A 14,289-nucleotide genomic window follows, 5' to 3' on the forward strand; every position below is an offset into this window, starting at 1 on the left:
TCGCCATGTACGAATCGATGATGAAGGTAATTACCGGTTACGGCCTGATCAGTGGCTTTCTGATTGTCGGCGTGACCATGTGGGTGTCCTACTGGATTTCCAATACGTTCACTAAAGGCCGCTTGCACGGCTCGGCCATCGCCATTTTGCTCGGCCTGTTGTTGTCGTATGTCGGTGGTGCGTTGACCGGTGGCCAGAAAGGCGTGGTGGACATCCCGTTGCTGTCCGGGATCGGCCTGCTGGGCGGTGCCATGTTGCGCGATTTCGCCATTGTGGCCACGGCGTTCGGCGTCAGTGTCGATGAGCTCAAACGTGCCGGTTTTGTCGGAGTACTGGCGTTATTCGTCGGCGTCGGGACGTCGTTCATCGCGGGTGTCGCCGTGGCCATGGCCTTCGGATACACCGATGCGGTCAGCCTGACCACCATTGGTGCCGGGGCTGTGACGTATATCGTCGGTCCGGTCACCGGGGCTGCCATCGGTGCCAGTTCCGAGGTCATGGCGCTGTCGATTGCCGCAGGGTTGATCAAAGCCATTCTGGTGATGGTCATGACGCCGTTCGTGGCGCCGATGATTGGTCTGAACAACCCACGCAGTGCGGTGATCTTCGGGGGCTTGATGGGGACATCCAGCGGTGTGGCGGGCGGGTTGGCGGCCACGGATCCGAAACTGGTGCCTTATGGTTGCCTGACCGCCGCGTTCTACACGGCATTGGGCTGTTTACTCGGGCCTTCGTTGCTGTTTCTGATCATGCGCGGATTAATGGGCTGATGCGCTAGAGGGTAAGCCACGCGCCCACAGGATCTGCGCAATGCCTGTAGGCGCGAGGCTTGCCCGCGAAGGGCGCGACAGGGTCTCAGGCCTGGCGATTGGCATACATCCGACACTCCGCCAACAACGCCAGCAGATTCGGATCGCGCTCCTTGGCTTTCAAAAACACCACGCCAATGTGCTGCTGCAACCGATACTTTTCCTGCAACGGAATCAGCTTCACACGGTTCTCATACACCGCCGCAATCCGCCCCGGCAGCAACGCATAACCCACCCCCGAGCTGACCATGCTCAGCAGGGTGAAGATGTCGTTGACCTGCATCGCCACCTTCGGCTCGAACCCCGCCTGCTTGAACACCCGATTACCGTCCTGATGCGTGGCAAACCCCTGAGTGAGCGTGATGAAAGTTTCATCGCGCACTTCGGCCAGGTCCACTTCCGATCTTTGGGCAAACTTCGAATCCGCTGGCGTGGCCAGGAAGATGTCATCGGAGAACAGTGGAATCTGCTCGCAGTCCGGGTCGTTGACGCTGTCGTCGAGGGACACCAGGATCGCGTCGACTTCCATGTTCTTGAGCTTGTACAGCAGGTCGAAATTCGAGCCGAGGATCAAATCGATGTTGAGCTCGCTGCGACGGATTTTCAGGCCCATGATCAGCTGCGGCACCGTCTTCACCGTCAGCGAATACAACGAGCCGAGCTTGAAACGTTCCGCCGAGAACCCGGCCGCTTCGCGGGTCAGGCGCACGGTTTCGACCACGTCCTGAATCAGCTTCTGGGCGCGTTCTTCCAGCACATAAGCGCTTTCCAGCGGTGTCAGGTTGCGGCCTTCGTGCTTGAACAACGGGCAGCGCAAGGCGCTTTCCAGCGAGTGAATGGCGCGGTGCACGCTGACGTTGCTGGTCTGCAACTCGGCGGCGGCCCGGGCCAGGTTGCCGGTGCGCATGAAGGCGAGGAACACCTCGAGTTTTTTCAGGGTCAACTCTTCGTCGATCAGCATGGGCGTGACTCTTGGTCGAATGGCTCGATTGTGCACGTATGCGCGGATTTGTGATCTGAAACATTGCGCTTTTAGGCTCAAGGGCTGAGCCTTGCGCCATGTTGTAACGAATGTTGAGGTGGGCGACACATGTATCACGGGGAACGATTGAACGCCTGGACGCATTTGGTCGGTGCGGTGGCGGCGATGGTCGGGGTGGTGTGGATGCTGGTGATTGCCAGCATGGACGGCAGCCCGTGGAAGATTGTCAGCGTGGCGATTTACGGATTTACCTTGATGGTGCTTTACAGCGCATCGACCGTTTACCACAGCGTGCGCGGGCGCAAGAAAGCGATCATGCAGAAGGTCGATCACTTTTCGATCTACCTGCTGATTGCGGGCAGTTACACGCCATTCTGTCTTGTGACGCTACGCGGGCCGTGGGGCTGGACCTTGTTCGGAATTGTCTGGGGATTGGCGCTGATCGGCATCCTGCAAGAGATCAAACCGCGTTCGGAAGCGCGGATTCTGTCGATCGTGATCTACGCGGTGATGGGCTGGATCGTGCTGGTGGCGGTCAAGCCGTTGCTGGCGGCGCTGGGCAGCACAGGTTTTGCCTGGCTGGCATCGGGCGGCGTGTTGTACACCGTGGGCATTGTCTTTTTTGCGCTGGACAGTCGTTTGCGTCATGCCCACGGGATCTGGCATCTGTTCGTGATCGCCGGGAGTCTGCTGCACTTCGTGGCGATTATGTTTTATGTCTTGTAGATCGCACCGCAGCTATATGAAAAACCTGTGGGAGCGAGCCTGCTCGCGAAAGCGCCAGGTCAGTCGACATCATCGCTGACTGATCCACCGCATTCGCGAGCAGGCATGCTCCCTCAGGAACACAGGCGATCCAGTTGTGCCTGCGCCCGTCGGCTGAACACCTGCAACAAGTCGCTCAAGGTATGGGGCGGCGGTTCGTCGGCGCGGGTGACCGCATACAACGTGATCGGTAACGCGGGCGCCAGAGGTCGAATCGCCGTGGTGGCGGGGGATGCGCCAAGCGCAGTAAACGGGTCGATCACCGCCAGCCCGGCACCGGATTCAACCATCGCCCGCGCCAGCGAATAGGTCTGCACGGCGATGCGAACCCGTGGTGGCGGCTCGACCGCCTCAAGGTAGCTGTCGAGCCTGGCCGCCAGCGGATCGGCGCTGGACAGGCCGATCAGCGGCGCGCCGGCCAGTTCGATCAAGGGTAATGGCTGGCCCAAGGCGTCGTCGGTCCAATAGCCCAACGGCGCCAGCGCCACCAACACCCCGCAGGCCAGGGGCTGCGCCTTCAGGCCCGGATGATCCGGCGGTTGCAAGGTCAGCGCGACATCCACTTCGCGCATCAACAAATTCTGCATCAACTCACGGCTGTGGGCGCTGGACAGCTCGCAGACAATGTCCGGGTAGCGTTGCGTCCACTCGTTGATGGCCGGCGGCAGCAGCGACAAGGCCAGCGCCGGGATCGCGCCGATCCTCACGCTGTGACCCGGCTCGCGGCGCAGGCTCTGGGCCAGACGTCGCACGCCTTGCAGGCTTTCGGTGACCTTGTCGACTTCGCGCTCAAGCTCCAGCGCTTCGGGCGTGGCCTGCAATTTACCGCGCACCCGCAGAAATAACGGGAAGCCCAGTTGCTGCTCGGCGTGTTGCAGCACTTTGCTCACCGCCGGCTGCGACACGTGCAGCAACTGCGCGGCGCCACTGACCGAACCGGTCTGGCGAATGGCCTGGAAAATCTCGATGTGTCGCAGTCGCATGGCAAGTCCATAACCTTTGTTTATGGGTCAGGCATCTTTATGCATTGTTCAAGGTCTGTCACCTGGTCCTAACCTGAAGCCTGTTTCAACAACGGTTAAGGACAGACATGGCTCAGCGGGTTTGCATCATCGGTGGCGGCGTCATCGGCCTGACGACGGCTTACGCACTGGTTCGCGACGGCATCGACGTGACGCTGATCGAGGCCCGGGATTCGCTGGGTAGCGAGACCAGTTTCGCCAACGGCGGCCAGTTGTCCTACCGTTACGTCGCGCCTCTGGCCGATGCCGGCGTGCCGTTGCAGGCGCTTGGCTGGATGCTGCGCGGTGACTCTCCGCTGAAGTTGCGTCCGCGCCTGGACCCGGCGCAATGGCGCTGGATGGGGGCCTTCCTGGCGGCGTGCCGTCGTTCTGTGAATCAGCGCAACGGCGCGCACCTGCTGCGTCTGGCGCTGCTGAGCCAGTCCACGCTGCAAGGCTGGCGGGACGAAGACCGTCTCGACGGCTTCGCCTGGCGGCGCAACGGCAAACTGGTGACGTTTCGTGAAGCCGCGAGTTTTGAGCATGCGCGCCATGGCCTGGCCGATCCGCAACAGCAGCACGTGCTGTCGCGTGCCGAATGCGCACAGTTGGAGCCTGCGCTTGCCGAGGCGCCGTTTGTGGGCGCGATTTATACGCCTGATGAAGAAGTCGCCGATTGCCATGCTTTCTGCCAGCAACTGCTGGCTCGGCTCCAGGCGTCGGGGCGTTGCGAGTTTTTGCTGGGACGCAAGGTCACCGGCATTCGCCACGCGGATGGCGCGGTGCAGGCTGTCGAAATGGGTTCGCACGTGCTGCCGGTCGAGCAACTGGTGATCGCCGCCGGTCATCGCAGTCCGGCGCTGGCGCTGCCCGGCATGCACCTGCCGCTGTATCCGCTCAAGGGCTACAGCCTGACCTTGCCCGTGCGCACCGAACATCGCGCGCCGGAGCTGAGCATCACCGATTACAACCGCAAGATCGTTTATGCCCGCATCGGTGATCAACTGCGCGTGGCGGCGATGGTCGACATCGTCGGTTTCGACCCGGCGCTCGACCCCAAACGTCTGGCGCTGATCAAGCGCCAGGCGCAGGAAACCTTACCCAATGCCGGCGATTACACCGCCGCCATCGAATGGGCCGGCATGCGCCCGGCCACTCCCAGCGGCGTGCCGTTGATTGGCGCGACGGCGTACCGCAACCTGTGGCTCAACCTGGGCCATGGCGCCCTGGGTTTTACCCTGGCTTGCGGCAGCGCCCGGTTGCTCAGCGAGTTGATCGCCCGGCGCGCACCCTCGATTGAAATGCAGGGCCTCGCCCCCCGCGTCGCCTGACTTGAAAAGGAAAAACCGATGAGCATCAACCGTATCAACAGCAACAGCCGGCTCTCTGGCGCGGTGACCTTTGGCGATCTGGTGTTTCTCTCGGGACAGGTTCCGGGTGACAGCCTCGACGTCACTGGCCAAACCGCCGAGGTGCTGGCGAAGATCGATGCGTTGCTGGCCGAAGCTGACAGCGACAAGGATCATCTGCTCAACGCGACCATTTACCTGAACGACATTGGCCGCGACTTTGCCGCCATGAATGAGGTCTGGTCGCAGTGGCTGTCACCGGGCAAAGCGCCAACCCGCACTACTTTGCAGGCGCAACTGGCCCGTCCCGAGGTCCTGGTGGAAATCACCGTGATCGCAGCGCGCCGCTAATCGCTCAACCCACAACGGAGAATAACAATGCAAAAAATCACGTTGATCGGCTGCACCCTCGGTCTGCTGCTCGCCAGTCAGGTCCAGGCGAACGAAACGCCACTGACCGGTACGCTGAACAAGGTTGCCAATGCCAAGAGCATCACGCTGGGCTATCGCGACGCGTCGGTGCCGTTCTCCTACGTGGGTGATCACACGGGGCAGCCGATGGGCTATTCGGTGGACCTGGCGAGCAAGATTGTCGAGCGCATCAAGCAAAAGCTTGAACTGCCGGATCTGCAGGTGAAGTACAACCTGGTGACCTCGCAAACGCGCATTCCGCTGGTGCAGAACGGCACGGTCGACCTTGAGTGCGGCTCCACCGGCGTGACCGCCGAGCGCATGCAGCAAGTGGCGTTTTCCTACGGGTTTATCTACGTGAAGGGTCAGTTGCTCACGGCGAAGGACAGCGGCATCAAGAGTTTCGCTGACCTGCGCGGCAAGAACGTCGTGACCACCGCGGGCACAACGAATGAACGGTTTCTGAAGAGCTATAACGTCGATCACAAGATCGATATGTTCGTGATCAGCGCCAAGGACCATGGCGAGGCTTTCCAGATGCTGCAGTCGGGTCGGGCGGCGGCGTTCTATATGGACGACGCGCTGCTCTATGGTGAACGAGCGAAGGCCCGCGATCCGCATAAGTGGGTGGTGGTGGGCGAGGAGCAGTCGCGGGAAATCTACAGCTGTATGGTGCGCAAGGATGATCCGCAGTTCCTGGCACTGGTCAACTCCACACTGGCTGACCTGTACAGCTCAGGGGAAATCAACGGCATCTACAACCGCTGGTTCCAACAGCCGATCCCGCCCAAAGGCTTGAACCTGGAATTCCCGATGACCAGCGAGCTGAAAGCCATCATCGCCAAACCGGTGAGTGATCCGGTGCAGTAGTTGCGGACAGATCATTCCCACGCTCTGCGTGGGAATGCCTCTAGGAACGCTCTGCGTCCAGTGACGCGGAGCGTCACGGGCTGCATTCCCACGCGGAGCGTGGGAACGATCAGAACCTAGAAGTCGCCCCACAGTTGTTGCGCCACCGCTAACGCCACGACGGGTGCGGTTTCGGTGCGCAATACGCGAGGACCGAGGCGGGCGGCGTGAAAACCGCCAGCCTTGGCCTGCTCGACTTCGGCATCGGACAACCCGCCCTCAGGCCCGATCAGAAACGCCAAGGTTGTCGGTTTGGCATGACTCACCAACGGCTCAGCCACCGGATGCAGCACCAGTTTCAACTCAGCCTCGGTCTGCTTCAACCAGTCCGCCAGCAACAGCGGCGGATGAATCACCGGCACCCGTGAACGCCCGCATTGCTCGCACGCGCTGATCGCCACCTGACGCCAGTGCATCAGGCGTTTGTCGGCGCGTTCATCCTTCAGGCGCACTTCACAGCGGTCGCTGAAGATCGGGGTGATTTCGGTGACGCCCAGTTCAGTGGCTTTCTGAATCGCCCAATCCATGCGCTCGCCTCGGGACAAGCCCTGGCCGAGGTGGATCTGCAAGGGCGACTCGATTTGCCCGGCGAAGCTTTCATCGATCTGCACGACGACGCGCTTCTTGCCGACCTCCACCAGCGTGGCCCGAAACTCATGGCCTGAGCCGTCGAACAATTGCAGCGCATCACCCTCGGCCATCCGCAGCACGCGGCTGATGTAATGGGCCTGGGCCTCGGGCAATTCGTGTTCGCCGGTGCTCAAGGGGGCGTCGATAAAGAAGCGGGACAGTCTCATCTTGGATCTCTGTAAAAGTCGAATATAGCAGCGTGCTCAATCAGCTTTTGTGGCGAGGGAGCTTGCTCTCGCTGGGTTGCGAAGCAGCCCCAAACCCGGCGACCGCGATTTGTCAGTTAAAACGCGCAAGCCGGAGTACGACTGCTTCGCAGCCGAGCGGGAGCAAGCTCCCTCGCCACAGGGTTTTTCGGTGACTCAGCCCGGATCGCGGAAGCCGGGGTGGAAGTCCTTCGGCACCGACACGCTGATGCCTTCACGGGTCGCGATGTCGATCCCTTCACTGGCCACTTCGGCCAGAAAATCGATCTGCTCCGGTGTAATCACATACGGCGGCAGGAAATACACCACGCTGCCCAACGGTCGAAGTAAAGCACCGCGCTCCAGCGCGTGCTGGAACACCTTCAAACCGCGACGCTCTTGCCACGGATAAGCTTCTTTTGTCGCCTTGTCCTTGACCATCTCGATGGCCAGCACCATGCCGGTCTGGCGCACTTCCGAAACGTTCGGGTGATCGGCCAGGTGCGCGGTCGCGCTGGCCATGCGCTGCGCCAATGCCTTGTTGTTCTCGATGACGTTGTCTTCTTCGAAGATATCCAGCGTCGCCAAAGCCGCCGCGCACGCCAGCGGGTTGCCGGTGTAGCTGTGCGAATGCAGGAAGGCGCGCAGGGTCGGGTAGTCGTCGTAGAAGGCGCTGTAGACATCCTCGGTGGTGACGCAGGCCGCCAGCGGCAGGTAGCCGCCGGTCAGGGCCTTGGACAGGCAGAGGAAGTCCGGGCGGATGCCGGCCTGTTCACAGGCGAACATCGTCCCGGTGCGGCCGAAGCCGACGGCGATTTCGTCGTGGATCAGGTGTACGCCATAGCGATCACAGGCTTCGCGCAGCAGTTTGAGGTACACCGGGTGATACATGCGCATGCCGCCGGCACCCTGGATCAACGGCTCGACAATCACCGCCGCGACAGTGTCGTGGTTCTCGGCCAACGTCTGTTCCATGGCCGCGAACATGTTCCGCGAGTGTTCTTCCCAGCTCATGCCTTCGGGGCGCAAGTAGCAATCGGGGCTCGGCACCTTGATGGTGTCCAGCAGCAACGCCTTGTAGGTTTCGGTGAACAGCGGCACATCGCCTACCGACATCGCCGCCATGGTTTCGCCGTGGTAGCTGTTGGTCAGGGTGACAAAGCGCTTCTTGTTCGGCTGGCCGCGGTTGAGCCAGTAGTGAAAGCTCATTTTCAGCGCGACTTCGATGCAGGACGAACCGTTATCGGCGTAGAAGCACCGCGTCAGGCCTTCCGGCGTCATCTTCACCAGACGCTCCGACAGCTCGATCACCGGCTGATGGCTGAAACCGGCCAGAATCACGTGCTCCAGCTGATCGACCTGATCCTTGATGCGCTGGTTGATGCGCGGGTTGGCGTGGCCAAACACGTTGACCCACCAGGAGCTGACGGCGTCGAGGTAGCGTTTGCCTTCGAAGTCTTCCAGCCATACGCCTTCACCGCGCTTGATCGGGATCAGTGGCAGCTGTTCGTGGTCTTTCATCTGGGTGCAGGGATGCCACAACACCGCAAGATCGCGTTGCATCCACTGATTATTCAGGCCCATGTTCAGTCTCCTCGAGGCGGCTCGCTGGTTTCGCGGGCAAACAATCGCGCAAGCCTATGCAATGCATCGCACGGGGACAACCCATTGTGTCGATTGAGCTACTTTGTATAGGTCGATAGACGTCGCTGGCGGCCTTTTGATGGCTGACGTATTCTTCGCGGTTCTTTGAGTCGTCTGACTCGTAAAACCGCTATTTCCTCGTGTATTTCCGGAGTTCGCTGAATGTCTGCTGGTTGGCTGCGCGCCTGTGCGCTGGTGATGTTGGGGCTGTTCAGCGTGTCTGCGCTGGCCAAGGATAAAACGGCGATCGTGATCGGCGGCGGGCTCTCGGGCCTTACTGCCGCTTATGAACTGCAGAACAAAGGCTGGCAGGTGACCCTGCTGGAAGCCAAGCCGAGCCTGGGCGGTCGCTCCGGTATGGCCACCAGTGAGTGGATCGGCAACGACAAGACCCAGCCGGTGCTGAACAAATACGTATCGACCTTCAAGCTGAGCACCACGCCAGCCCCTGAATTCGTGCGGACCCCGAGCTACCTGATCGATGGCGTGTATTACACCGCCGCCGACCTGGCCACCAAGGAACCGGCCACCGCCGAAGCCCTCAAGCGCTACGAAAAGACCTTGGACGATCTGGCGCGTTCGATCGAAGATCCGCAGAACCCGTCGGCCAACAGTACGCTGCACGCTCTGGATCAGATCAACGTTTCCAACTGGCTCGACCGTCTGAGCCTGCCAGCCACGGCACGTCAGTTGGTGAACCAGCAGATTCGTACCCGTTACGACGAACCTTCGCGCCTGTCGTTGCTGTATTTCGCACAGCAGAGCCGTGTTTACCGTGGCGTCTCCGACCGTGACCTGCGCGCTTCGCGTCTGCTCGGTGGTAGCCCGGTACTGGCCCAGGCCTTCGTCAAACAGCTGAAAACCATCAAGACCAGCTCTCCGGTGTCGTCCATCAACCAGGACAAGGACGGTGTGACCGTCAAAGTCGGCAGCGTTGGCTATCAGGCTGACTACGTGGTGGTGGCCGTGCCGTTGCGCGCCCTGAACAAGATTCAGATGATCCCGGCGCTGGACGCCCAGCACCTGGGTGCCATCAAGGGCACCAACTACGGCTGGCGTGACCAGATCATGCTGAAGTTCAAGACGCCAGTGTGGGAAAGCAAGGCGCGCATGTCCGGCGAGATCTACAGCAACACTGGCCTGGGCATGTTGTGGGTCGAGCCGGCGCTGAAGGGTGGCGCCAACGTGGTGATCAACCTGTCCGGCGACAACGCACGGGTGATGCAGGCGTTCGGCGATAAGCAGATGGTCGACCAGGTGCTGATTCGTCTGCACGCGTTTTATCCACAGGCGCGCGGTTCGTTCACCGGTTATGAAATCCGCCGCTACAGCACCGACCCGTCGATGGGCGGCGCTTACCTGGCCTTCGGCCCGGGCCAGATCAGCAAATACTGGCGCCTGTGGGAACGTCCGCTGCAACGCGTAGCGTTCGCTGGCGAACACACCGACACCTTGTACCCAGGCACGCTGGAAGGCGCATTGCGCACCGGTCAACGTGCAGCCAGTCAGGTTGAAGACCTGGCGGCGGGCAAGTCGTTTGAGCCTGCGAAGGTTGTGCCGGCAGCGACCGCTGTAGCGGCCGGCGCGGTGGCGGCGAAGAAAGGCAACTTCTTCACCAACCTGTTCGGTGGTTCGTCCGATGACGACAAGAAGCCGGAACCGGTCAAGGCACCAGAGCCAGTGGCGCCGACACCTGCTCCAACGCCGGCACCGACTCCAGCACCTGTACCGGTTGAAGCGCCGAAGCCTGTGGTCCCGGTGAAAGCCGAGCCGGCCAAGAAAGCCCCGGTGAAAAAGCCTGCTGCCAAGACCGAAGCCAAAAAAGCGCCGGCCAAAGCCCCGGCGAAGAAGGCTGAAACCGCGAAGAAACCAGCGGCAAAAACTTCTACGACCCCGGCGACGGAAACCAAAGCGCAGTAAGCTTTTGGCACTCAAAGAAACGCGGCAGACATGCCGCGTTTTTTTATGCCTGAAAGAAACCAATCACAAGAATCGAATAAATCTTGTGGTGCAGGTGTTCCATGGCTGGACTTCATTTTTTATTACACATTGGTCTTTAATCTTTCCTTAACGACTCTATTTCAGACTCTTGATCGTATTTCTCGATATTTCAAAGCGAAATTTTCCGCTTTAATTCGATAGATAACTCGATAGTCTTGGTCGCAGTTCTCACAGGATTTGGGCAATGCAGCTACGTAACTCTTCTTCCCGCTACGGTTGGGTCAGCGTCTTTATGCACTGGGGCGTGGCGCTGGCGGTCTTCGGTTTGTTCGCGCTGGGCTTGTGGATGGTCGGTCTCGACTACTACAGCACCTGGCGCAAAGACGCGCCGGAATTGCACAAGAGCATTGGCCTGGTGTTGTTGGCTGTCATGGTCCTGCGGGTGTTGTGGCGCTTTATCAGCCCGCCACCGCCGACACTGGAGACATATAGCCGCATGACGCGTCTCGGCGCCAAGTTCGGTCATTCGTTCCTGTACTTCAGCCTGTTTGCTGTGATGATTGCCGGATACCTGATTTCCACCGCAGACGGTGTCGGGATTTCGGTGTTTGGCCTGTTTGAAATTCCTGCGCTGGTTTCCGGACTACCGGACCAGGCAGACACCGCCGGTGTGATTCATCTGTATCTGGCGTGGGCGCTGGTAATTTTTTCCGGTCTCCACGCGTTGGCAGCATTGAAGCACCACTTTATCGATCGTGATGCGACCCTCAATCGAATGCTGGGCCGCAAAGCCTGAAGTTCAACCTCGACTCCAAAGGAATAGAAAGCATGTTGAAAAAAACACTCGCTGCTCTGGCAATCGGTTCGGCTCTGCTGTCCGCTAACGTGATGGCGGCTGACTACGTCGTCGACAAAGAAGGCCAGCACGCCTTCGTTGACTTCAAGATCAGCCACTTGGGATACAGCTACATCACCGGTACCTTCAAGGACATCGACGGTAAGTTCAGCTTCGATGCGGCCAAGCCGGAAGCGAGCAAGATCGAGTTCAACGTCAACACCGCCAGTGTGTTCACCAACCATGCCGAGCGCGACAAGCACATCGCCAGCAAAGACTTCCTCGACGGGTCAAAAGCCAAGTTCGTCTCCACCAGCGTTAAATCCACCGGCAAAAACGCCGCTGGCAAAGACACTGCCGACGTGACCGGCGACCTGACCATCCTTGGCGTGACCAAGCCAGTCGTGGTCAAGGCTACCTTCCTGGGCGAAGGCAAGGATCCATGGGGCGGCTACCGTGCCGGCTTCGAAGGCACCACCAGCATCAAGCGTTCCGACTTCGGCAAGCAGAAAGACCTGGGCCCAGCGTCCGATGCCGTCGAGTTGTACGTTTCGTTTGAAGGTGTGAAGGCGAAGTAATTTTCGCCCCTGACACGAAAACGCCCCCGATCTCGCGATCGGGGGCGTTTTTTATGGCCGAACATAATCTGCGTCGCACCCAAAATCCTGTAGGAGCGAGGCTTGCCCGCGAAAGCGCCAGCGGCCTCTCCACAGAAATCCGGTTGACCCCTTCGCGGGCAAGCCTCGCGCCTACAGGGGGTTGCGTCAGGCCAAAAAAATGCCCCGGGTCGTGAGAGCCGGGGCATTTTTTATGGCAGTGCTAAATCAGCGATTGCGGGTCAGCAACGCTGGCTTCTCACCGCGTGGACGGCCTGGCAGTTGATCAAGTTGCTCTGGAGTCGGGAAACGATCGGTTTTCGACTCCTTGTGAATAATCTTCGGTGCCGGGCCGCGCGGGTTTTGCACGGCCGGTTCCGAACGCGGCTGGTCGTCGGTGCGAGCCGGACGACGGTTGCGGGACTCTTCGCGGCGGGCCTGGCCGTCACGTGGAGCGCCGTTACGTGGGCCACTGCGCTTGGCCGGCGGCGTGCCGGTGGTGGCGCCGTCGCTGCTGCGTGGACCGCTTTGGCGACCCTGAGGCTTGCCGCCGGTGCGTGGAGCACCTGCGCCGGCTGCCGCGCCTGGTGCCGGAGCACCCGGACGGCGGCCACGGCCCTGAGCCGGTTTGGCTTGAGGCACGTAGTCAACGCGGTTACCGAAGTTATCCACATCGTCGTCCAGGAACTCATCCGGAGCACGATCAACGGCAGCACGAGGAGCCGGACGCTGTTGCTCGCGAGCCGGGGTGCCTTCGCGTGGCTTGTGTTCACGGGCCGGGCGATCGCCACGGCCAGTGGCAGGCGCTTTTTCTTTGCCGCCCTTGTCCTTGCCCTTGTCTTTACGACCGCCGCCACCGCCGGTGCCGTTCGGGCCGTCGCCGCGCGGGCCACGTGGGTTGCGTGGGTTACGCACATCCGGACGCTCGCGAACTTCCGGTTTCTCGGCTTCTACAGCGCTGGAGTCGAAGCCCATCAGGTTGCCATCGGCAATCTTCTGCTTGGTCATGCGCTCGATGCTTTTCAGCAGCTTTTCTTCGTCCGGGGCGACCAGCGAGATCGCCTCGCCCGAACGACCGGCACGGCCGGTACGGCCGATACGGTGAACGTAATCTTCGTCGACGTTCGGCAGCTCGAAGTTGACCACGTGTGGCAACTGGTCGATGTCGAGGCCGCGAGCGGCGATGTCGGTGGCGACCAGAATGCGCACTTCACCGGCCTTGAAGTCGGCCAGGGCTTTGGTGCGGGCGTTCTGGCTCTTGTTGCCGTGGATCGCGACGGCGCTGAGGCCGTGTTTGTCCAGGTACTCGGCCAGACGGTTGGCGCCGTGCTTGGTGCGGGTGAACACCAGGACCTGTTCCCAGGCGCCAGCGGTGATCAGGTGCGCCAACAGCGAACGCTTGTGGTTGGCTGGCAGGCGGAAGACGCGTTGCTCGATACGCTCGACCGTGGTGTTCGGCGGCGTGACTTCGATGCGTTCCGGGTTGTGCAGCAGCTTGCCGGCAAGGTCGGTGATGTCTTTGGAGAAGGTCGCCGAGAACAGCAGGTTCTGACGTTTGCTCGGCAGGCGAGCCAGGACCTTCTTCACGTCATGGACAAAGCCCATGTCGAGCATGCGGTCGGCTTCGTCCAGCACGAGGATTTCCACGTGGGACAGATCGACGCTGCCTTGGCCGGCGAGGTCGAGCAGGCGGCCAGGGCAGGCCACCAGCACGTCGACACCACGGGACATGGCCTGAACCTGCGGGTTCATGCCGACGCCGCCGAAGATGCAGGCGCTGACGAACTTCAGGTCACGGGCATAAACCTTGAAGCTCTCGTGTACTTGAGCCGCGAGTTCGCGAGTAGGGGTCAGGACCAGTACGCGCGGTTGGCGCGGGCCGTGACGCTGGGATTTGTCCGGGTGACCGTTGGGGAACAACCGCTCCAGAATCGGAAGGGCGAAGCCGCCGGTTTTACCAGTACCTGTCTGAGCCGCGACCATCAGGTCGCGACCTTGCAACACGGCGGGGATAGCCCGCTGTTGCACCGGAGTAGGCTCGGTATAGCCCGCTGCCTCGATGGCGCGGACTAAAGCCTCGGAGAGACCGAGGGAAGCAAAGGACATGAGTAATCCTGTTTTAGTTAGGGCTTGGCCCAATGGGAGTCTTGCCTGGCGCGAATGGCGTTTAAGAGGAACGCAATCCCGTCCGGTCCTGCTGGGCCTTGAAAGCTCGTCTGGAGCGCTCGCGCG

Annotated in this window: 13 protein-coding genes; 8 read left to right on the plus strand and 5 right to left on the minus strand. The window is 60.8% G+C overall.

Features of this window, described 5'->3' with window-relative positions:
* Positions 1-5: 5 nt before the first annotated feature.
* Positions 6-770, plus strand: a complete 765-nt coding sequence (gene madM, locus AC1ROI_RS07400) for a malonate transporter subunit MadM (protein WP_010466889.1) — start codon at positions 6-8, stop codon at positions 768-770.
* Between the two features lie 85 nt (positions 771-855).
* Here madM and AC1ROI_RS07405 read toward each other — a convergent pair whose 3' ends face one another.
* Positions 856-1,770 carry a LysR family transcriptional regulator gene (locus AC1ROI_RS07405; protein ID WP_010466890.1) on the minus strand — a complete coding sequence of 305 codons (915 nt, stop codon included), beginning with the start codon at positions 1,768-1,770 and terminating at the stop codon, positions 856-858.
* Between the two features lie 129 nt (positions 1,771-1,899).
* On the opposite strand from AC1ROI_RS07405, the gene trhA reads away from it, so the two are divergent.
* A complete protein-coding gene (trhA, locus tag AC1ROI_RS07410) occupies positions 1,900-2,517 on the plus strand; it encodes a PAQR family membrane homeostasis protein TrhA (protein WP_010466891.1) in 618 nt (205 codons plus the stop codon).
* 113 nt (positions 2,518-2,630) lie between these two features.
* On the opposite strand, the gene AC1ROI_RS07415 is transcribed toward trhA, so the two are convergent.
* Positions 2,631-3,539 (minus strand): LysR family transcriptional regulator, encoded by a 909-nt coding sequence (locus AC1ROI_RS07415; protein WP_077747237.1) that lies wholly within the window; start codon positions 3,537-3,539, stop codon positions 2,631-2,633.
* Positions 3,540-3,646: 107 nt separating this feature from the next.
* Between AC1ROI_RS07415 and AC1ROI_RS07420 the strand changes: the two genes are divergently transcribed.
* From AC1ROI_RS07420 to AC1ROI_RS07430, 3 genes are read left to right on the plus strand one after another with little or no spacing between them, the layout of a single operon-like run.
* Positions 3,647-4,888, plus strand: a complete 1,242-nt coding sequence (locus tag AC1ROI_RS07420; protein ID WP_102594551.1) for a D-amino acid dehydrogenase — start codon at positions 3,647-3,649, stop codon at positions 4,886-4,888.
* An 18-nt stretch (positions 4,889-4,906) separates the two neighbouring features.
* Positions 4,907-5,257 carry a RidA family protein gene (locus AC1ROI_RS07425; RefSeq protein ID WP_010466895.1) on the plus strand — a complete coding sequence of 117 codons (351 nt, stop codon included), beginning with the start codon at positions 4,907-4,909 and terminating at the stop codon, positions 5,255-5,257.
* Between the two features lie 27 nt (positions 5,258-5,284).
* Positions 5,285-6,187: a transporter substrate-binding domain-containing protein gene (locus AC1ROI_RS07430; RefSeq protein ID WP_017341248.1), complete on the plus strand. Its 903-nt coding sequence runs from the start codon at positions 5,285-5,287 to the stop codon at positions 6,185-6,187.
* A gap of 116 nt (positions 6,188-6,303) precedes the next feature.
* Here AC1ROI_RS07430 and AC1ROI_RS07435 read toward each other — a convergent pair whose 3' ends face one another.
* A complete protein-coding gene (locus AC1ROI_RS07435; protein ID WP_010466899.1) occupies positions 6,304-7,023 on the minus strand; it encodes a 16S rRNA (uracil(1498)-N(3))-methyltransferase in 720 nt (239 codons plus the stop codon).
* 195 nt (positions 7,024-7,218) lie between these two features.
* Entirely contained in the window at positions 7,219-8,625 is a 1,407-nt protein-coding gene (locus AC1ROI_RS07440; RefSeq protein WP_077747239.1) for an adenosylmethionine--8-amino-7-oxononanoate transaminase, read from the minus strand.
* Positions 8,626-8,847: 222 nt separating this feature from the next.
* Between AC1ROI_RS07440 and AC1ROI_RS07445 the strand changes: the two genes are divergently transcribed.
* The 3 genes from AC1ROI_RS07445 (at position 8,848) to AC1ROI_RS07455 (ending at position 12,039) form a co-directional block, all read left to right on the plus strand.
* On the plus strand, positions 8,848-10,605 hold the full coding sequence (locus AC1ROI_RS07445) for a flavin monoamine oxidase family protein (RefSeq protein WP_102594552.1): 1,758 nt from the start codon (positions 8,848-8,850) through the stop codon (positions 10,603-10,605).
* Between the two features lie 265 nt (positions 10,606-10,870).
* Positions 10,871-11,422, plus strand: a complete 552-nt coding sequence (locus AC1ROI_RS07450) for a cytochrome b (protein WP_010466911.1) — start codon at positions 10,871-10,873, stop codon at positions 11,420-11,422.
* A 32-nt stretch (positions 11,423-11,454) separates the two neighbouring features.
* Positions 11,455-12,039: a YceI family protein gene (locus AC1ROI_RS07455; protein WP_077747241.1), complete on the plus strand. Its 585-nt coding sequence runs from the start codon at positions 11,455-11,457 to the stop codon at positions 12,037-12,039.
* 246 nt (positions 12,040-12,285) lie between these two features.
* On the opposite strand, the gene rhlE2 is transcribed toward AC1ROI_RS07455, so the two are convergent.
* Positions 12,286-14,163: an RNA helicase RhlE2 gene (gene rhlE2 / locus AC1ROI_RS07460; protein WP_010466915.1), complete on the minus strand. Its 1,878-nt coding sequence runs from the start codon at positions 14,161-14,163 to the stop codon at positions 12,286-12,288.
* Positions 14,164-14,289: the final 126 nt, after the last annotated feature.

It is taken from the genome of Pseudomonas sp. GW823-FHT02C02 (genome assembly GCF_058797635.1).